The organism is Rubritalea spongiae, from assembly GCF_042652385.1.
Lineage (GTDB): Bacteria > Verrucomicrobiota > Verrucomicrobiia > Verrucomicrobiales > Akkermansiaceae > Rubritalea > Rubritalea spongiae.
The window spans coordinates 2,448,295-2,468,130 of the sequence record NZ_JBHSJM010000001.1 but is presented as its reverse complement, the minus strand read 5'-3'; the positions used below and the strand labels follow the sequence as shown (position 1 = coordinate 2,468,130).

At 49.1% G+C, this 19,836-nt stretch carries 19 protein-coding genes; 17 read left to right on the top strand and 2 right to left on the bottom strand.

The window, feature by feature from the left end:
- The first annotated feature begins 82 nt into the window (after positions 1-82).
- From ACFPK9_RS11040 to ACFPK9_RS10975, 14 genes are all read left to right on the top strand, one after another.
- Complete coding sequence (locus ACFPK9_RS11040) at positions 83-1,300, top strand: bifunctional folylpolyglutamate synthase/dihydrofolate synthase (protein ID WP_377094938.1); 1,218 nt, start codon at positions 83-85, stop codon at positions 1,298-1,300.
- A gap of 158 nt (positions 1,301-1,458) precedes the next feature.
- Positions 1,459-2,898, top strand: coding sequence for an efflux transporter outer membrane subunit (locus tag ACFPK9_RS11035; RefSeq protein ID WP_377094937.1), 1,440 nt, complete (start codon positions 1,459-1,461; stop codon positions 2,896-2,898).
- Positions 2,899-2,908: 10 nt separating this feature from the next.
- Entirely contained in the window at positions 2,909-4,225 is a 1,317-nt protein-coding gene (locus tag ACFPK9_RS11030; RefSeq protein WP_377094936.1) for an efflux RND transporter periplasmic adaptor subunit, read from the top strand.
- 2 nt (positions 4,226-4,227) lie between these two features.
- The gene (locus tag ACFPK9_RS11025) at positions 4,228-4,947 is read left to right on the top strand and encodes an ABC transporter ATP-binding protein (protein ID WP_377094935.1); all 720 of its coding nucleotides are present in this window, start codon (positions 4,228-4,230) and stop codon (positions 4,945-4,947) included.
- 5 nt (positions 4,948-4,952) lie between these two features.
- Positions 4,953-6,167, top strand: coding sequence for an ABC transporter permease (locus ACFPK9_RS11020; protein WP_377096623.1), 1,215 nt, complete (start codon positions 4,953-4,955; stop codon positions 6,165-6,167).
- A gap of 8 nt (positions 6,168-6,175) precedes the next feature.
- Complete coding sequence (locus ACFPK9_RS11015; protein ID WP_377094934.1) at positions 6,176-6,826, top strand: response regulator transcription factor; 651 nt, start codon at positions 6,176-6,178, stop codon at positions 6,824-6,826.
- Positions 6,823-8,310: a sensor histidine kinase gene (locus ACFPK9_RS11010; RefSeq protein WP_377094933.1), complete on the top strand. Its 1,488-nt coding sequence runs from the start codon at positions 6,823-6,825 to the stop codon at positions 8,308-8,310. Before ACFPK9_RS11015 ends, ACFPK9_RS11010 begins: the two co-directional genes overlap by 4 nt.
- A gap of 287 nt (positions 8,311-8,597) precedes the next feature.
- Entirely contained in the window at positions 8,598-9,311 is a 714-nt protein-coding gene (locus tag ACFPK9_RS11005) for a 3-keto-disaccharide hydrolase (protein WP_377094932.1), read from the top strand.
- 25 nt (positions 9,312-9,336) lie between these two features.
- Positions 9,337-10,350: a DUF3500 domain-containing protein gene (locus tag ACFPK9_RS11000; protein ID WP_377094931.1), complete on the top strand. Its 1,014-nt coding sequence runs from the start codon at positions 9,337-9,339 to the stop codon at positions 10,348-10,350.
- Positions 10,351-10,411: 61 nt separating this feature from the next.
- Entirely contained in the window at positions 10,412-11,512 is a 1,101-nt protein-coding gene (locus ACFPK9_RS10995) for a peptidase M42 (RefSeq protein WP_377094930.1), read from the top strand.
- Between the two features lie 80 nt (positions 11,513-11,592).
- On the top strand, positions 11,593-12,588 hold the full coding sequence (locus ACFPK9_RS10990; RefSeq protein WP_377094929.1) for a metallophosphoesterase: 996 nt from the start codon (positions 11,593-11,595) through the stop codon (positions 12,586-12,588).
- A 112-nt stretch (positions 12,589-12,700) separates the two neighbouring features.
- The gene (locus tag ACFPK9_RS10985) at positions 12,701-13,408 is read left to right on the top strand and encodes an MOSC domain-containing protein (protein WP_377094928.1); all 708 of its coding nucleotides are present in this window, start codon (positions 12,701-12,703) and stop codon (positions 13,406-13,408) included.
- A gap of 142 nt (positions 13,409-13,550) precedes the next feature.
- Positions 13,551-14,084: a MerC domain-containing protein gene (locus ACFPK9_RS10980; RefSeq protein ID WP_377094927.1), complete on the top strand. Its 534-nt coding sequence runs from the start codon at positions 13,551-13,553 to the stop codon at positions 14,082-14,084.
- Positions 14,085-14,090: 6 nt separating this feature from the next.
- Positions 14,091-15,074, top strand: coding sequence for a GTP-binding protein (locus ACFPK9_RS10975; protein ID WP_377094926.1), 984 nt, complete (start codon positions 14,091-14,093; stop codon positions 15,072-15,074).
- A 77-nt stretch (positions 15,075-15,151) separates the two neighbouring features.
- On the opposite strand, the gene ACFPK9_RS10970 is transcribed toward ACFPK9_RS10975, so the two are convergent.
- Both ACFPK9_RS10970 and hisA read right to left on the bottom strand, forming a co-directional pair.
- Positions 15,152-15,964: a M90 family metallopeptidase gene (locus ACFPK9_RS10970; protein ID WP_377094925.1), complete on the bottom strand. Its 813-nt coding sequence runs from the start codon at positions 15,962-15,964 to the stop codon at positions 15,152-15,154.
- A 4-nt stretch (positions 15,965-15,968) separates the two neighbouring features.
- Positions 15,969-16,739 carry a phosphoribosylformimino-5-aminoimidazole carboxamide ribotide isomerase gene (hisA, locus tag ACFPK9_RS10965; RefSeq protein WP_377094923.1) on the bottom strand — a complete coding sequence of 257 codons (771 nt, stop codon included), beginning with the start codon at positions 16,737-16,739 and terminating at the stop codon, positions 15,969-15,971.
- Positions 16,740-16,792: 53 nt separating this feature from the next.
- Here hisA and ACFPK9_RS10960 point away from each other — a divergent pair, with 53 nt between their 5' ends.
- The 3 genes from ACFPK9_RS10960 to efp all read left to right on the top strand — a co-directional run bounded on the left by ACFPK9_RS10960 (position 16,793) and on the right by efp (position 19,671).
- Complete coding sequence (locus ACFPK9_RS10960; protein WP_377094921.1) at positions 16,793-17,983, top strand: formylglycine-generating enzyme family protein; 1,191 nt, start codon at positions 16,793-16,795, stop codon at positions 17,981-17,983.
- Between the two features lie 10 nt (positions 17,984-17,993).
- Positions 17,994-18,977, top strand: coding sequence for a KpsF/GutQ family sugar-phosphate isomerase (locus ACFPK9_RS10955; RefSeq protein ID WP_377094919.1), 984 nt, complete (start codon positions 17,994-17,996; stop codon positions 18,975-18,977).
- A 130-nt stretch (positions 18,978-19,107) separates the two neighbouring features.
- Complete coding sequence (efp, locus tag ACFPK9_RS10950) at positions 19,108-19,671, top strand: elongation factor P (RefSeq protein WP_377094918.1); 564 nt, start codon at positions 19,108-19,110, stop codon at positions 19,669-19,671.
- The last annotated feature ends 165 nt before the right edge of the window (positions 19,672-19,836 follow it).

Below are 19,836 nucleotides of genomic sequence, written 5' to 3'. Positions count from 1 at the left end.
AAAACCCAATCCATCAGCCACCCAGAATTAACACATAAAACCTAACACCAAGCGCAAAACCAACTACCAACTGAATACTTCTATGAACTACGACGAAGCTCTCGACTGGCTCTACTCAACCCAAAATTTCGGCATTAAGCTCGGACTCGATGCCCCTAAAAAACTCCTGCGCCAGTTTTTCGCCAACCCCACGCGCGAGACAAAAGTCATTCACGTTGCTGGAACCAATGGTAAGGGCTCCACCTGCGCCATCATCGATGCTCTCGCCCGTGCAGCAGGCATCCGTTGCGGTCTCTTCACCTCTCCTCACCTCGTATCCTACTGCGAGCGCATCCGCGTCAATGGAGCGATGATCCCTGAAGAAAAAGCCTTGGAGCACCTCAGCGAGCTCAAGGAACTCGTCGCCGACTGGGAACACCACCCCACCTTCTTCGAACTCAGCCTCGCCGTCGCAATGAAGCATTTCAAAGAAAGCGAATGCGAGCTCATCATCCTCGAAACCGGCATGGGCGGCCGACTTGATGCCACAACGGCTGTCCCCGCCGACGTCTGCGTCATCACCCCCATCGCCCTCGACCACTCCGAATGGCTCGGTGACACCCTCGAAAAAGTAGCTGGCGAAAAAGCAGGAATCATCTGCGAAAATAAACCCGTCCTCTCCGCCAAACAACAACGCGATGCCGCCATGGTCATCGCCGAGGTCGCCGACGAACGCCGTGCCCTACTCAGCATTATCGAGGGGCCTTTACTTGGCTACACCATCAACCTCGCAGGCAAGCACCAAGCTGAAAATGCCAAGCTCGCCATCGAAGCCGTCAACGCCCTAGAAATCCCACTCGACTTCGACACCGTCAAATACGCCCTCACAAACATCCAATGGCCCGGGCGCTTCGAAACCATCAGTTCCCACCCCTACATCATCATCGATGGAGCCCATAACCCCCACGCAGCCGATGCCTTAGTCGACACCTGGCACTCCGAATTCCCCGACCAAAAAGCCACCCTCATCTTCGGTGCCGTCGACGACAAAGAAGCCGCCACCGTGCTCGAAAAACTCAGTACCATCAGCGACTCCATCCACCTTACCCCCATCGACTCCCCACGTAGCCTTGACACTAGCGGCTTAACAAAGCTCCTCCCTCATTGCGCAGTCGAGACCCAAATAGAAAGTGATCTAACTAGCTGCCTTCAATCCCTCAAAAACACAAGCTCCCCCATCCTCATCGCAGGTTCCCTCTTCCTCATCGGCCAAGCAAAAGCAGAAATCGAACACACTGACTTCCAGAGAAGCACACAGTAAAAAAATACTGCCAACCTCACGCCCTCCTTTCCTTAAGCAACAAACTAAACGATCCTCACGTATCTCGCTTTAAAAAAAATCTCCACCTTTCTCACTAGCTTAATCTTATCTAAAGGTTCGTTCTCATAGATTAACGGCATGTTCATCCACCACATGCCATGAAACGAACTTATCACACAACATTCACGCTCAGCTTCATCACGTTGTCGAGCGCGGCTTTAATCGGCTGCGCAACCACAGCAAGTGTACCTGAAACCTCGGAAATCAACCAACGTATCCCGGGTACATGGTCCAACAAGCCCCAAACTTCGTCTAAAGCCAAAGCGACCAACTTGAGCAAGTGGTGGAAGCGTTTTGATGATCCGGTCCTTACCGACTTGATCCAACAAGCGTTAAAAAAGAATACCGACATTCGCAGCACTCTCTCTGCAATCCGCCAAGCGCGCGCTGAACTTGGTTTGGCGAACGCAGAGCTCTGGCCGTCAATCAACGGCAACCTCGGAGCCTCAAACTCGCGTGTTGATGACTTGCATTCAGATAACACGGTCTCGTCAGAGAACTATAATGCCAGCATCGACGCCAGTTGGGAAGTCGACCTATTTGGCCAACAAGCTAAATACCTCGAAGCGTCCAAGGCTGAATTAGCCGCGAGCATCGAAGACTTTTACGACGCGCAAGTAGCTCTCGCCGCTGAAGTCGCGACAACCTACTTAAATCTACGTTCCAATGAAATAAAACTCAACATCGTTAAAGAAAATATTAGTACACGAGAACACACTCTCAAAATCATTCAATGGCAAGAACAAGCCGGCGAAAATGATGCTCTCAGCACTAAACAAAGCCTCAGCACTGTGGAACAAGCACGTGCTCAAGTCCCCGACTTGGAACAGGACATTGAAGAAATTCGAAATAGTTTGGCTATCCTCACTGGTCACACACCTGCCGAGCTCAAAACGCTGAAGACAACTGCTAAATTCCCAGAGGCACCAGAACAACTCGCTCTAACTATTCCTGCCAATACTCTAGAGCAACGCCCAGACATACGCTCTTCAAAGCGCAAAATAGATGCCGCAGCGGCTAACCTCAGTGCCACAGAACTCAGTCGCCTCCCCACACTCAACCTGACTGGTTCAATCGGCATCGACGCATTCAAAGCAGGCAATTTCTTTGACCCCAAACAAACAATCGCCAACGCCATAGCCAGTCTCAGCGCTCCAATCTGGGATGCAGGGCGAATCAGTCGTAATATTGAAATTCAGACAGAAACACTCACTCAAGCGTATCTGAATTACGAGGCCACCGTGCTGAGCGCTCTATCCGAAGTGGAAAATGCACTCTCCAGCATCGATCACCTGAACGAAGAACTTGAAATTCTACAACGCGCCAGTCTCGCCGCCAGCGAAGCCACTCAGCTAGCTCAGTTCCAATACGAAAGTGGTGAAAGTGATCTCCTCACCGTACTCGCCACCCAACGCACCGAACTTGAACTAGATCAAGACCGAATCAGCACTCAAGCCGAAGTGCTCCAAGCCCACGTTGAACTCTACAAAGCTCTCGGTGGAGGATGGTCTACCTCCTCCGTTTTCACCCAACTCTAAATAATCCAACATGAATACAAACGATTCCGAATCTGATCTCAACTTGACCGAAGTAATCCAACACAACCACTCCCGTTCAAAGACCAAACGACTTCTGATCAGTCTTATATTACTCGCCGTGCTGGCACTCATTCTCTGGAAATTTCTCGGAGCGAATGCAGCATCTAATAGCAAGGGGCCAAACTTCCGTACCAGCACGATTACTCGAGGAGATGTCAGTCTGACAGTGACAGCCACGGGGAATCTGGAACCAACAAATGAAGTCACTGTCGGCAGTGAACTCTCAGGCACTGCGCGTGAAGTCTATGTAGACTACAACGACCGCGTCACGAAAGGCCAAGCAATGATGCGCCTAGACACAACAACTTTGGAAAACTCACTTAAGGCAGGGAAAGCTGATCTCGAAGCAGCCAAGGCTAACCTCGCAGAAGCAACTGCAACTTTAGAAGAAGCCGAAGCTACACTAACTCGTCAGAAAGAACTACACACGCTCAGTGAAGGTCGCATCCCCTCAAAGTCAGAACTCTCGACCACAGAAGCAGCTGCCAACCGAGCTGCCGCTGAAGTGCTCAGCGCAAAAGCATCCATCGCAGCAGCACAGGCTCAAATCAACATCATCCAAAGCAATCTGGAAAAATCCATCATCCGCTCCCCTGTCGACGGTATCGTCCTCAGCCGCAGTATCGATGCTGGCCAGACGGTTGCAGCTAGTTACTCCACTCCCGAGCTCTTCGTAGTAGCCGAAGACCTGACTCAAATGAAACTGGAAGTTACCGTAGCAGAAGCAGACATCGGCCGAGTAGAATCAGGTCAAAGCGCCAATTTCCAAGTCGATGCCTGGCCAGAGAGGAACTACGAAGCTGAAGTACTCAAAGTTTCTTACGGCTCCGATGAAACTGATAACGTCGTAACCTATAGCACCGAACTCACCGTTTCAAATGAAGATCTCAGTCTACGTCCAGGCATGACAGCTACCGCTGACATTCACGTTTCCCACCACAGCGAGGTACTTAGAATACCAGTGGCAGCCCTGCGTTTCAAACCCACACCTCCAGAAGAAAATCAGAAAGCTCTAGCTGCCAACAAAAAAAGTTTTCTAAGTAAACTCATGCCAGGTCCACCCCGACGCAGCAGCGGCGGGGGGCGCCCAAAAGGAGACAACCCTAAAACACGCGACAAAAATGGCAGTTCCATAATCTGGATTTTACAAGACGGCCACCCCACCCCGCTCGAAGTAACACTCGGATTAAGCGATGGGAGCTATACCGAAGTCATCGCCGACGGATTATCCGAAGGCACAGAAGTCATCCTAAGTGAAAACAACTAAGTATGAACACATCTGCACTTATTCATTTAGAGCAACTGACCAAAACCTACGGTGAAGGCGACGCCAGTTTTGAAGCACTCAGGGGCATTGACTTGAGTATTCACAAGGGAGAGTTTGTCGCGATCATGGGTCCGAGCGGTTCCGGAAAATCGACCTTGATGAACTTGCTAGGTTGCCTCGACCGCCCCACCACTGGTAGCTATAACTATCAGGGAATCCCAGTTCAATGCCTGGATTCCGTACAGCGCTCCTTACTCCGTCGACATGCCTTAGGCTTCATTTTCCAAGGGTTCAACCTCTTAGCACGTACCAGCGCCTTGGAAAATGTAGAGCTCCCCTTACTCTACCGAGGAATCAACCGCACCCAACGCCATGCTATGGCACGTGATGCACTCGCACAAGTCGGTCTGCCCGACAAAGAGCGCAACACACCAGCAGAGCTCTCTGGCGGCCAACAACAACGCGTCGCCATCGCTCGAGCCATTGTTACCAATCCCACAACGCTCTTTGCCGATGAGCCCACAGGGAATTTGGATTCAAAAACGACCACAGAAATCATGGACCTGCTCACCCGCCTAAACCAGCAGCGTAACATCACCATCCTCATGGTCACCCACGAAAATGATGTTGCCGCCTACGCCCAAAGAACCGTCCACGTCATTGACGGCCTTATTCAAAAAAACCGCAGCAACTCTCCACACAACACACCCGTTCTCTCATGATTGCCATGTTAACTAATGCCTTTCTCATCGCCTTGCGCGAAATCAAGCGCAACTTAATGCGAGCCTTTCTCACTGTGCTCGGCATCATCATCGGAGTCGCAGCAGTCATCACTATGGTCACACTAGGTGATGGAACCACCCAAGCGGTCAAAGATCAAATCTCAGACCTCGGCAGCAATCTAGTTATGGTGCGCCCGGGAGCAGGATTCGGTCCACGCTCCCGCTCCGCTGGAGTGCCCAATTTCACCGAGGAAGATGTCAAAGCCATCAAAGAACAAGTACTAGGCGTTGTCGCCATCGCCCCTGTTCGAAACACCTCACTGAGCACCATCTACCGTCAGGAGGCTCGCAATACAACCGTAACTGGCACCACGATCGAATACTTTAACATTAATAGCTGGGAACTAGCCGAAGGTCGCTACTTTAACGACTCTGAAGCCAAGACGGGCGCTGCCGTGGCTGTCATCGGCGACACCGTAAAGAGCGAGCTTTTTGGAGACGAAGAACCGATCGGTCAAAAGATTCGTGTCGGCCAGGCCTCTCTTCAAGTCATTGGTATCCTAAAAGCAAAGGGCCAAGCCGGGATGGGCGATCAAGACGACACAATGATCGTGCCACTCACCACAATGCAACGCCGTCTCGGTGGACGCTCATCTTCTCGCGATATCAGCCAAATCAGTATCTCTGCCGAAGACGATTTTGATAGCGACCAGTTAATCAGCGAAATCTCCTCCCTACTCCGCCAACGCAGGAACCTGCAAAGTAATCAAGATAACGATTTCAATGTCTTCGACACCCGCCAAATTGCTGAGACACTGAGTTCATCGACTCAGTTGATGACCACCTTACTCGCTGCAGTAGCGGCAGTGTCTCTCCTCGTTGGAGGCATAGGCATCATGAACATCATGTTGGTCTCCGTCACAGAGCGCACCCGCGAGATTGGGATTCGCCTCGCCATCGGCGCCACTGCTAGGGAAGTGCTTTGGCAGTTCCTAGTCGAAGCACTCACACTCTCTTGTGTCGGCGGACTGATCGGTATCGGTCTCGCCTACCTCTTCTGCACTCTCGTTGCGCCGCTCATCGAAATTGGCTTTGTCTTCAACACTCAGATTAATCTGATTGCCTTCGCCTTTTCGGCCTTGGTCGGCATCGTCTTTGGATTTGCACCCGCACGACGTGCAGCTAAACTTGATCCCATCGACGCCCTGCGTCATGAATAGAAATCAGCATGCGTATTTTAGTCATAGAAGACGATTCCGGACTCCGGCGTAGTCTCGTCGGAACCCTCAAAGATGCTGGCTTCGCCGTAGATGAAGCCGCCGATGGTGAAGAGGGGCTCTACAAAGCCTCAGAAGATCTTTACGATGCCATCGTGCTCGACGTCATGATGCCGCGTATGAATGGCTGGCAGGTACTGCAAGAACTCCGTCACGAACACAATACACCCGTGCTCATGCTGACAGCCATGGACACCGTGCCAGACCGAATCAAAGGACTCAACAACGGGGCTGATGATTATCTCACCAAGCCTTTCGATAGCGATGAACTGATAGCTCGAATCCGCGCGATCATTCGTCGCAGCCATGGCTCCAGTTCATCTATTATCCAAGTACAAGATCTACAACTCGACACCGCCAAGCGCACACTGAGTAATGCTAAAGGTGAGATCGAACTTACAGCACGAGAGTATTCGCTTTTTGAATATATGACCCTAAACCGCGGTCAAGTCGTCAGCCGAACCCTACTCTATGAACGCCTCTTCGATGAAACCGACAACAGTCTTTCTAACTTATTAGACGTCCACATATCCAACCTCCGCAAAAAACTCGGTACAGACATTATTAAAACCCGCCGTGGGCACGGCTACTATATCGAATGAAACTCCCCATTCAATCCATCCGCTGGCGCATTCAAGCTTGGCACGGCCTCATCCTACTCATCGCGATTGGCGCCTTTTGCTTAACCGCCTATCAACTAGCATGGTTTAACCAACTGCGCCGTATCGACAGCGAGATCCAACACCTAGAGCACAGCCTCATTCGTGCTCTAATCCACGCCAACAGTACGAAAACCGAAACCTCCGATCTAACCACTAATTCAAAAGCTTCCGAAAAAGAATCCTCACGACCTCTATTACCAGAAGAGTTATTAACGCAGCTCAATGCCAAAGCTATTAAACCGCCACCCGAGATCTTAGCTAATTTCAACGGCTCTGGACCTGGTCATCAATTTTTCAGCCTTGCCAACTCTGAAGGAAAAATCCTTCTACAATCGGACAACGCACCAAGCAGTTTAAATTTCCTTCCACTTCCTGATAGCAACAAGAGGAACGAAATCTCCCGTACCCATGGCACCTACCGCGAAAGCGCACGTAGTGCCCCCTTCGGCCTGTGCTCTATTGTCGGCCGAGACATCGCTCCCGAGCGGGCTGAGATGCAACGCTATGCACTCTCACTGGCTGCGATAGGTCTCACCCTCTGGGGCCTCGGACTTCTCGGCGGATGGTGGCTTGCCGGTAAAGCAATCCAGCCAATCCAACGCATCAGCCGCACTGCAACCCGCATCGCCGAAGGTAATCTCCAAGAGCGCATCGACACCAACGGTGGCAGCAGCGAACTCGATCAATTGAGTGAAGTGCTCAACCACACATTCGAACGCCTCAACTCAGCCTTCGAACGACAACGCCAATTTACAGCCGATGCCTCCCACGAATTACGCACTCCACTGACTATCATCATCTCCGAAACTCAACGGATGCGGAAACGCGAACACACCCGTAGCACTGAAGAATACCAAGAATCGTTCGATCTATGCCACGATGCAGGAAAACGAATGCGCCACCTAGTCGAAAGCTTGTTACTCCTCGCACGACAAGATGACGGCACTCCGACTAAGCACCATACCACTTGCCAGCTATCTGAACTCGCCAGACAAAGCATTGCGCAACACCAACCTCTAGCCGAAGCAAAATCGATCCAAATCCAATCCGATTTAAAAGACAGCCAACTTATTGCCGACCCCAACAGCTTGATGATTGCTATCAACAACCTCATCGGCAATGCCATTCATCATCAGCAGGAAAACGGCACAGTAAAGGTATCATGCGGCCAACATAACGACACCGTCTATCTACAAGTGAGCGATGACGGACCGGGCATCCCACAAGACGATCTTCCCCATATCTTTGAACGCTTCTATCGAGCAGATAAATCACGAAGTGGCGAAGAAACCCACTCTGGCCTTGGCCTCGCTCTGGTTCAAACCATTGCTCATAACATGAAAGGCCAGATCGAAGTACAAAGCAAAATGAATAAAGGAAGCTGTTTCACTCTACACCTCCCTGTAGAGCCAAGCCCCAAATAAAGCCTACCTCTCATCCTCGCTGCCCCAATGTGCGATAGGGGTGGCATCCTTCTGTACAGTCCTTCACCGTACAGCGGAGTTCGTTATTTTTTATACATTATTCTGCCAGGAGACTCGGAGAAAATCCGATCACAAGACACGCACAGCAATAAGTAAACTTCATAACAGGGTACCGAGAAAGCTTCACAGATAATTTGTGTGGCGCAAAAAACCTCGTCTGAAATAATTTCATGACAAGATGATTAATGTAAGCCATACCCTATGAATCACCTACGACAAAACCCAACATGCATCATTCTTTCCGCAAACTTCTCAAACTAAGCTTAGTCCTCTCCATCCTGCTCCCGTCCATCACTTGGGCTAAGACATCTGACGATATCCTAGAACCCAAAGTAGAAGGCAAAAATTCCATCAATCTCTTCGACGGTTCGACCCTTACTGGCTGGAAGGTTCCCTCTGATCGTTGGTCAATCAAAGATCGGGCCATAGTCGGTATCGCAGGTCCTGAACCTATCACCACTCCAGAATGGCTTTACACTAAAAAACACTTCAGCGACTTTATTTTAACCGCCGAACTTCGACTCACTGGCACGAAATCTCCCAACTCAGGTATCTACTTCCGAGTACAGCCCTTTCAATTCACCTGGCGCAGAACCCAGCAAACCTACTCAGCGCCCTCTGGATACGAATTCGATGTCGTCTCTGGTAAACATTGTGGCTCACTCGGCGATTGGTACGCGCGTCCCTCCTTGCGCATTTTTGCTAATAAAAAACTCATCGAACAAAGCTACAAAGCTAACGAATGGAACCGCATGACTATCCGCGCCATCGGCAACCGCATCGAGTACTGGATGAACGGCACCAAAATCATGGATTACACAGATAATGATCCTAAACGTTCCAAGGAAGGCGTCATCGGCATACAACTTCATGACAAAACTATCATGAAAATAGAATGCCGCAGCATGCGTATCCTTCCACTAGGAATTACAAAAAACTAGGCTCTCATTCATCAATCACCTCAGTATGAAAAAAATCTTCACATTCCTGCTCCTGAGCGTCCTCCCGCTTTCGGCACACGAGCACCACGATCTAGAAAAGGTCTCCGCCGAAATGGCAAAAGCTGCCAATTCATTGCTCAAATCGCTAGATGAAGAAACCGCAAAACGAGCCCAATTCCCATTCAAAGCTGATGAGCGCCAAAACTGGAACTACGTGCCTACTTCTCGTAAAGGCGTCTCTCTAGAAAACCTATCAGGGCAACAAATCGAACTTGTCCGCCAACTCCTCCAGTCCGCACTCAGCGACCCCGGATTAAAAAAAGTAGATACCATTATAGCGCTCGAAGCCTTCCTCGGTGAAACAGAAAATCGCCCCGATTTCCGCAACTCGAAAGCCTACTTCACCACCATTTTCGGAGATCCTTCCGCCACTGGCACCTGGGGATGGCGCTTTGAAGGACACCACCTCTCGCTCAACTACACCATTATCGACGGCAAACCCTCCTCACTCACTCCATCATTTTTTGCGGCAAATCCAGCCGAGGTCAGAGCTGATCATAAAATGAAAGGAACGCGTGCACTCGCTGCAGAAGAAGACCTCGCTCGCGCACTCGCATCCAATATAGCAAAAACAAATCAAGCTATTATCTTTAGTAAGAAACCACCGAGAGAAATCCTCACTCGTTCCACACGACAGTTCGACCAACTAGCACCAGTTGGCGTCGCTACTAAAGCCATGAATGCAGAGCAACAACAAGCTCTACTCACTCTCATCGAAGAATTTTCCAAACGTCACCGCAAGGAGCTTAATGAAGCTACCATGAAGCAAATCAAAGCTGAATTCACTATGCTCCACTTCGGCTGGGCTGGCAGTCTCGAACCCGAGCAACCATTCTATTATCGTATCCAATCCACCTCCTTTCTTATCGAAGTCGCAAACGTCCAAAATAAAGGCAACCATATCCACGCAGTCTGGCGGGATAGCGCAAACGACTTTGCCATCGACATCCTCGCCGACCATATTCACTCAGATCACTAATTCAATGCTTGCTCAGGCACTCTGTATTCTAGCATTTTAAACACACACACCATTCAAGCAGATGCTGAGCACCGAATTCATCGACCTCCTTAAAATCCTCATACGCCACCCCTGCGTCGTAGGTGCAGAACATTCCTTCTTCAGAGTCATTCAGCGCGAACTTGAAGAACGCGGCGCCAAAGTCACTTGGTATGATGGCTTACTCGTCGCGCAAGGAAGTAAACCAAACAGTGCGATGTTCTCAGCACACATTGACCGACACGGACTCATCTGTACTGGACCTAACGAGTTCCAGTACGCGGCATTCGTTACAGGGAACCGCACTGACCTTCTCAATAACGCCGTATCAGAAGAGCTCATGAATAAAATCACCGAGCGCTTCGAATCTGAACCCGTCTTCGCCTATGAACCGTGGTCTGGAGCCTATCTAGGTAATGGAGTCATTAATAACGCCTCCATCTGCGAGTTCCGTAACAACCTCATTTTTGAAATCGACGGTCTTTCTGGTATCGTCGCTGGTACCCCGATCGCCTTCAAAGACAAACTCAGTATCGCCGATGGCAGGCTCGAAGGCCAACTCGACAATGTCATCTCCGCCGCAGTGCTGATCCATCTTTTTTCACTTGGTTTCGAAGGTACCGCATTTTTCACCGCTGCCGAAGAAGCTGGCAAGAGTTGGCGTTACTTACTCGAATGGTTCCGCAGATTCGGCGGGTCTACTAATAGGCTTTTCGTGATCGACACTAGCCCCTTCCCTGACATTGAGGCAGCCAATGAGCAACTCCTCGTATTGAGAGAAAAAGATTCGAATGCCTCCTTTAACGAAGAATCGACCAGACGCATTGAAGAACTCTGCCGTGAAAACGATTTTAGCTATGTGTACAAAGATCGTTACATCGAAAATACAAACAAACATCTCGTCAGCATAGGTAAACAAGCTCGATCACTTGGTAGCACAGAATTAGGACGAATCGTGGCCGCCTCTCATGGCCTAGTCGACGGGACCACCATTCAGATCCCCACCACCGACTACCACACGATGGAAGAATCTGCCTCTTGGCAATCTGTGGATACACTCATCAGGCTGTTAATGATCGTAGCAAAAGAACCTCAATACGGCCCTCAGGAAACAGTCCCTCGGCTCACGACAGACATAAGTTAGCATCACTTTTACTAATCATAAAATCCACCCACAGCGGTCTTATCCATCACTGACACACTAACCCATACCCTCCACTCATTATGAGCTCTCACTCCATCTCTCGCCGCACAGCCCTCAAGCAAACCTTCTGTTTCAGCGCTGCCATGCTCACTGGCAAGCTACCTAGCCTAGCCTCAGCATCTGCGACATCCTCTCTCGAAGCCTTACACTTCACCATGATCGGTGACTGGGGAAAACCCAATGACATGACCCAACAAAAAGCTGTCGCAAAAGGCATGACCAGCTATCTCAGTGAGCGCTCGGTCAAACCCGACGCCATGTTTTTGCTCGGAGATAATTTCTATGGAAAAATGAATGGTGGCGTGAAATGCCCACGTTGGAAAAAGCAATTTTCTGAAGTCTATCCAAAGTCTGTCTTCCCTGGCCCGTGCCACGCCATCCTAGGTAACCATGAATACGACGACCAACCAAAAGTAAAAGTCGAAGCCCAACTCGGCTATGCCAAATTTAAACCTGGCACGCGCTGGAACATGCCAGCTAAATGGTACCGGCTCGACATCGGCCCCGCTGAAACCCCGCTCATGACCGTTCTCTGTCTAGACTCCAATTATTCCAACAAGCGTGACCAACTCACCGACGCAGAAAAAGCGGAGCAACTCGCATGGCTCAAAGCCGAACTCGAGAGACCTCGCAAAGCGCCTTGGCTTGTCGTCAATGGTCACCACCCACTCTACAGTAATGGCAAGTACGGTGACTTCCCAGAAATGATTGAAGAATGGGACGCCCTGTTCCGCAAACATAAGGTCCATTTCTATTTCTGCGGCCACGAGCACGACCTCCAACACCTCGAATTAGAAGATCACCCGACTTCCTTCGTCATCTCAGGTGGAGGCGGAGCTCCTATTCGAGATATGTGCTCCAATAACGAACGTGGCCCCTTCTATGAAGGCGTTGCAGGTTTCACCCATCTCGAAGTCACTCGCGAACGCTTCATCGTCCGTCACCTCGACAAAACTGGAACTCCAATTCACGCCTTCTCGAAAAAAACTGACGGAGCATGGAAACTCATGAGTTAAAATGTAATCAACTCATCATTCACTCCAATTCCCCTCATTTCTCACATCCCTTATTCTCTTGTGAGTTCTACTAAAAAACTGTTTAAAGCATCGAACTGTTTCATTTCTCTTTGTGCCCACGCTTCCGAAAATCCTCAATCTACAGATTGGAAAAATCGAAACCTTTCAGACACCGAATTGTCACAGTGGAGCAAAAAAACAATGGCCTAGCGCGATCAACAAGAGAACAATCACAGGTCCTGCCACTCTTACTAAAAACGGAGTCGAAGGCGATGAACATGCGGACAAGCAAGTCCATGGAGGTTTCGCAAAAGCGATCTGTGTCTATCCCTCAGAACACTTAGCATTCTGGGAATCTGAACTCGGACTCGAACTCCACCCTGGCAATTTTGGTGAAAACTTAACTCTACAAAACCAGCTGGAATCCAATGTCTGTATTGGCGACATTTTCCAAATGGGCGACGCAAAAGTACAGATTACCCAGCCTCGCCAACCATGCTGGAAACTCGCTAAATTCCATGGAATCAAAGAGCTCGCCCTCAAAGTTCAAGAAACTGGTAGAACTGGATGGTACCTCCGCGTACTAGAATCTGGAACCGTTCACGCCGGTACAAGGATCACTTTACTCGATAGGCCGTCTCCTATCTGGAGCATCGCTGCTGCGAACCAATTGATGCATCACGACAAAACCGACTTCTCATCTATTGAGAAACTACTTACTGAGTGCCCAGACCTTTCTGCAAGTTGGCGAAAAACCTTCGCCGCTAGATTAACGAAACAAACTCCAGAAAGCACTAAAAATCGCCTCCAATTCAGCTGATTTCTGAACCTCTCATTTGCGCTTCTAAGTCATACCTAGATTGATTTTTAGAGATTACCGGACTTTACCAACACTCGCCAATAATGCAACAAGGATGCATTTTTCTTGCATCACAGACAAACGCATCTTAATTGCATTTACTATGAACCAATTCGAACCACCCTCGCAATTAGCTAGACAATATGTGTGGTCTATTGATCGTTGGGGAATTTTCGCCTCTGTCTTATGCGCGATTCATTGCCTTATCACACCAGTTTTCTTCCTCCTCTTACCTAAATTTGGAGAACTCTGGGCACACCCTTCCTCCCACTGGATCATGGCACTCATCGTGATACCATTGGCCTTCATTTCAATTAAACTCAACCGACGCCAACCAAACAGCCGGCTCACTTCTACAATTGGAATTATTGGTATCATTTTCATCACCTTAGGTGCTCTAACACCATACGCTGAGAAGCATTTCGAAAATAGTTTTGCGTTTTCCTCAGCAAGCCCAGCAGAAACACAAGAAGAAGCATCTTGTACAGATAGCTGCTGCCCGACCGTTGCCGTTCAAGAAAGTGGTCAAGTACAATGGACCATCCCGCTCGCCAGTATCATCACGACCTTGGGAGGCCTCTTACTCATTGTCACACACTTCAGCAACATCCGCTGCTGTCTCAAATGTAAAAATTAAACGGTGATGATTTCTCTAGCTCGGGTAGTCGAAATGCGCCCATCTATCTTAATATCAGGCTTTCTTGGAGCTGGTAAAACCACTCTCCTTCGTACACTACTTCTCGCGCTACGAGAGAGTGACATTAAAGCGGACGTTATTCTCAACGATTTCGCCAACGCTGAAATAGACAGCGAAACTCTCCGCGAAGACGCAGCAAGTGTCGAAGCATTAGGTGCATCATGCGCCTGCTGTGAAGGCATGGAATTCCTTGTGGATATGGTCACGAAAACCGCTCAGTCGGATAACACTATATTGCTTACAGAACTTAATGGGACTGCTGACCCTTTACCGATTGTCGAATCCTTTACTCTGCTGGAAAATAAATTTAAGCTCTACCCTCGTTGGCATGTTTGTGTGATCGATGCCCGCCATTTCGAACAACGCGCTTACCACAATTTTCTGGAAAAAGACCAGCTTGAAACCGCTAGCCACTACATTATTTCGCATTCAGAAGATGTATCTCCAGAGCGTTTACGCGAAGTTCAAGATCGCTTAAAAAGTATTCTCCCTGCTGCCACTCTCACCACCCCAGCTAAACTTGCAAAATCAGCCACCGAGTTGGCGCTCACTAAGAAAAAGTGTGTTCTCAACGAACAAAATCCATCGCCGACGAAACTAAAAAAAAGCCCCTACCACCACCTTTCACACCAATTCACAGCCTGCCAGATCCAAATTCTTGAGAGAGTCGAACACAATGACATTCTAAAATGGTTAGAGGCACTGCCAGAGCAAGTCATGCGAGCAAAAGCCTTACTGGACTTAAAAGACGATACTGAAAAGCGCTACCTCTATGAACGCATAGGGTCTCACATTCCCAAAACTCCCTATCCAGTTCCTATCCGCGGCACAGTTCCAAGCTCGGCCATTCTTATCGGCCCTGATTTAGATCCAGAAGCATTGCTAGAACTTACACAGAGCCATCTCACGCCAGACGCCTCGCTTATCTGAATAGTGAGTTTGGTGTCATCACGCCCCAGTCACTTATGATGACGAGTAACGTTGACACACGGCCTAGCTCTCACAGACTATTTCCACTGATCTGGATCTAAGCCATAATAATCCACTAGCTGCTCATATACTTTTGGATAGCATCCCTTGAGCTGATGCGGTTTCTCGAAAAAAGTCTCCGTTACTACTGCAAAAAACTCAGCTGGGTTCTCCGCGCCGTAATCATCAATCACAGTGCGCTTGCCAGCTTCGACTCGTTTAGAAAATTGCTCAAATGCTGGTTGAAATGCCGCCGCCCAGGAGCGATACGCTCCGCGACTCCGTAAATAAGGAACTCCATCTCCAGCGCCATCAGCCTGATCGAGCTGATGTGCAAACTCGTGAATCACCACATCGTGACCATCCTGATCATTTCTCCCCCCACCTAACACACTGCTCCAAGAAAGCACTACAGAGCCAGTTCCCCAGCTTTCACCTAACCTAACATCCTCAGCACCATGCTGGCCAGGTGCCTTGTACGCATCTGGGTAGAGTAAAATACTTCTCAAATTTCGGTAATATTGATGAGGAGTTCGCAGTAAAAGTAAACATGCCTGAGCCGCTATCACTCGCTGCATGTGCAGAGTCACCTCTTCTAATCCACCACATGCCTCAAAATTCTTCTCTTCAACAAAAACATGAATCAAGCCATCCAGCTCATCCTTAAGACCTTCAGGAAGACGTGTATAAAGATGGAAATCCTCACCTAATTGTTCACGTTCTGCTGTCGTCAATCGCTTCTGTAATAATGCAGCTCTACGCTTTTCTCGACTATTGCCAAGCTTGCGTAGGATCAAAATAGCTACCACTAAAACCGCGGCGGCGAACAAGATGCTTGGCGTATTGAACATAAATTTATTTGCTGCGCTGATTCCAAGCGACAAGTTCCTCATACTTCACCCCACTGCCACCAAAAAGATCCAGCGCAGACCCCACCGTAAGATCAACGTTACCGCCACTCTCTACATCCACATCCAACACATCCTTCATTGTCCCTACTCCGCCAGCATAAGTCATCGGAATCCCAGCCCATTTACCTAATAACCGAACCAACTCCAAATCGACTCCACCACACAGACCTTCAACATCAGCAGCGTGGATGAGATATTCAGAACAATACTCAGCCATACTATCGAGCGATTCCCTCGTCACCTCCACATCCGTCAGTGTCTGCCAGCGGTTCATCGCGACAGTCCAGCCTTTCTCTGTACGGCGGCAACTCAAATCTACCACCAAACGATCCTTACCAATTTCTTCAGAGAGCTGCTTCAAGCGATCCTGACGAAAACTTCCATCCTTATTAAACAACCACGATGTCACTATCACCTGACTTGCTCCCGCATCGATCCACTCTGCGGCATTTTCAATCGTCACTCCACCACCAAGCTGTAGTCCCTGCGGCCATGCTGCCAAAGCTGAAAGTGCTGCATCCCGGTTCCCTGGACCAAGCTGAATCACATGCCCCCCCATCAAACCATCCTGTCGATAGCGATTGGCAAATTCAGCTGCTGATGCGTCCGCCACGAAATTTTCCTTCAAGCCCGAGCCATCGTCAGATAATGTGCCGCCAACAATTTGCTTCACTTGGCCATTGTGAATATCAATGCATGGTCTAAATTTCGTCATCGCTCTACCGACAAACAGAGTCTAGACACGAGCAAAGCGCAAGCTTCAAGCATATGAATCCATTTAAAATATCTATTCTAGCGACCCTCTATTTCCTCGCTTTCACCTCGTGTGAGAAACAAGTTCCAGAATCCACCGATTCCCTCGCTGATCAATCAAGTCTACCGCAAGGACCTGTCTCAGCTCCAGAAGGTATGGTTTGGATTCCAGGGAAAACCTATTGGCGAGGCAACGACCAAGACCCGGGAAACCTTTCCATCTTTCAAGAAGGTGTCACCAATCCTATCCAGCGCCAACAAATCGCGGAAAACCACTTTAAAGAAGAACGACCAGTACACCAAGTCACCGTCAAAGGCTTCTACATGGACGCTACTGAGGTCACTAATCGCCAGTTCAAAGAATTTGTCGATGCTACTGGCTACGTCACCCTCGCGGAAAAAGGCCTCTCGGCTGAAGAATTTCCAAATGCTCGTCCTGAAGATCTTGTCGGTGGAGCCAATGTTTACACCAAGCCTGCTGAAGAAATTAACCCACGCCGTTCCAATAATGCATGGCGTTGGTGGGCATTTACTGAAGGAGCAAACTGGCGCCACCCAGAAGGCCCAGATTCTTCTATCGAAGACAAAATGGACCACCCAGTCGTTAACGTAAATTACGATGACGCACAAGCCTACGCAAAATGGGCTGGCAAACGCCTACCTACCGAAGCTGAATGGGAACTCGCAGCGCGCGGCGGCCATGAGAAACGCATGTTCATCTGGGGGGACCACGTCAAAAAAGATGACAAGTGGGTAGCTAATTGCTTCCAAGGTGACTTCCCTAACAAGTCAGACAACCAAGATGGCTTCCATTTCACCGCCCCCGTAAAATCCTACCCACCAAACGATTTTGGACTTTATGACATGGCTGGCAATGTCTGGGAAATTTGCAGCGATTACTTCCACCCGCGCTACTATTTCGAGTTCGTCAAAGCCCCACACGACAATCCACAAGGTCCTGATTTCGGAATCACCGAAGGCCAATCCAGCGAAATCGAACGAACAGGCACTTACAGCGAAATCCCCAAACTTCCTGAGCTCACCAAACTCCGAGTCTCACGTGGAGGCTCCTTCCTCTGTCACTTCTCTTATTGCTTGCGCTTCCGCCCCGCCGCACGTCATTATAACGAACCTCTAACACCAGCACACCATACTGGCTTCCGCTGTGTGAAAGACGCTCCTGAAAATGACTCCAAATCTCAATAATTAGCACACTGTGACAAATTCCGAACTCATCGCCCGCGGCAAAAGCGTCATCGAAATCGAAATCGACGCTCTCCAACAAATCGTAACAAACTTGGATGATGACTTCGCTCAGGCGGTCAACACTCTCGCTGAGGCTATCGAAAACAAAGGGAAAGTCGTCGTTATTGGAATTGGAAAATCAGGGAATATTGGCCACAAAATCGCAGCCACCCTTAATTCAACTGGTTCCACTGCAGTGGTTCTTAATTCACAAAATGCTCTGCACGGCGACCTCGGAATGATCTCTGACGGTGATGCTGTAATCGCTTTATCCTACTCTGGTGAAACTGCCGAACTGCTAGACCTCATTCCTTTCGTCAAACGCTTCGACGTCAAAATCATCAGCATTACAAAAAGTAAAGATTCCTCTCTTGCCAAGTACTCAGATGTTACCGTCTGTACTCCTATCAGACGGGAAGCCTGTCCGCTCAATCTTGCACCGACATCTTCCTCCACTGCAGCATTAGTGATGGGTGACGCCCTGGCGATGACATTGTTAGAAAAACGTGGATTCACGCATGAAGAATTTGCTCGCTACCATCCAGGTGGCTCACTCGGTCGAGCACTTCTTACCAAAGTCGCCGACATCATGCGCCAAGGTATCAATATTGCTGTCGTCCCTAACAATGCAACGGTTGCCGACGCCGTAGCAGCTATGGGTTACGCCCGTACGGGTTCATGCATTGTAGTTTCACCAGATAACAAAACACTCTCAGGTGTTTTCACCCATGGTGACTTCGCACGCAGCTACACCACCGGAGAAAACATCGGCGCAAAACCGATTGAGGATTTCATGAAAAAATCACCTATCAGTATCCAAGAGGATTCCCTCGCCGTTGAAGCTGTGAAAATTTTTGAACAACACAGGATCGATGACATCATCGTTCTCAACGCTCAGAAAGAAGTCGTAGGCCTCGTTGACTCCCAAGACCTCGCTCGTCTAAAAATTGTCTAGCCAACCCGTCGTCGATTGCCTACCAAATCGACATCGAGTCACAGCAACTTCGCAGCATTTTCTATGAAAACTACGAAGGTGAGCACTCATTTTTCCAACTAAACTCTTCGAACTTAACACTTTTAAAATTATGGCATCAGTAGTCGCAACCAATCTCAAAAAAGGACAATGTATCAAGTACCAAGGTGAAACCGGACTTGTACTCGCACTCGACCACCGTACACCAGGTAAAGGTAACGCCCTCGTCGCAGCCACCATCCGCTCTTTCCAAACAGGCAAGACCAAGTCCATCCGTTTCGCGTCCTCCGATAAAGTGGAAATCGTAGAGACTGACCGCCAAAAGCTCGAATTCTCCTACGCCGACCCAGCCGGTTTCAACTTCATGGACCTTACTACCTACGAGACTATCACACTTGATAAATCCCTCGTAGAAGACTCCATCGACTATCTCAAAGAAGGACTCGAAGTAGAAGTCCTCTTTATCGAAGGAAATGCTGTTACTGTAAGCATCCCTGCCACTGTCGAACTTCTCGTCACAGAATCATCAGAAGGCATCAAAGGCGACACAGCGAACAACCCAACCAAACCAGCAACTTTGGAAACTGGAAAAATTGTTCAAGTCCCACTCTTCGTTAAAGAAGGTGACATCCTCAAAATCAACACAGAAGACGGCACCTACCTCGGTCGCGCGTAATCAATACGCACATCCACCTTTTACAAAAAAAGCGCTTCCAAATCCGGAAGCGCTTTTTTCGTCTATGCTATTACAGCATTGTATGCAAATAGTGAAACCCAAAGCCTCCAAACTTCACTCCAGAGACTCTAAAATTCTAGGCCTTCCGGCGTTCACGAGACCTAT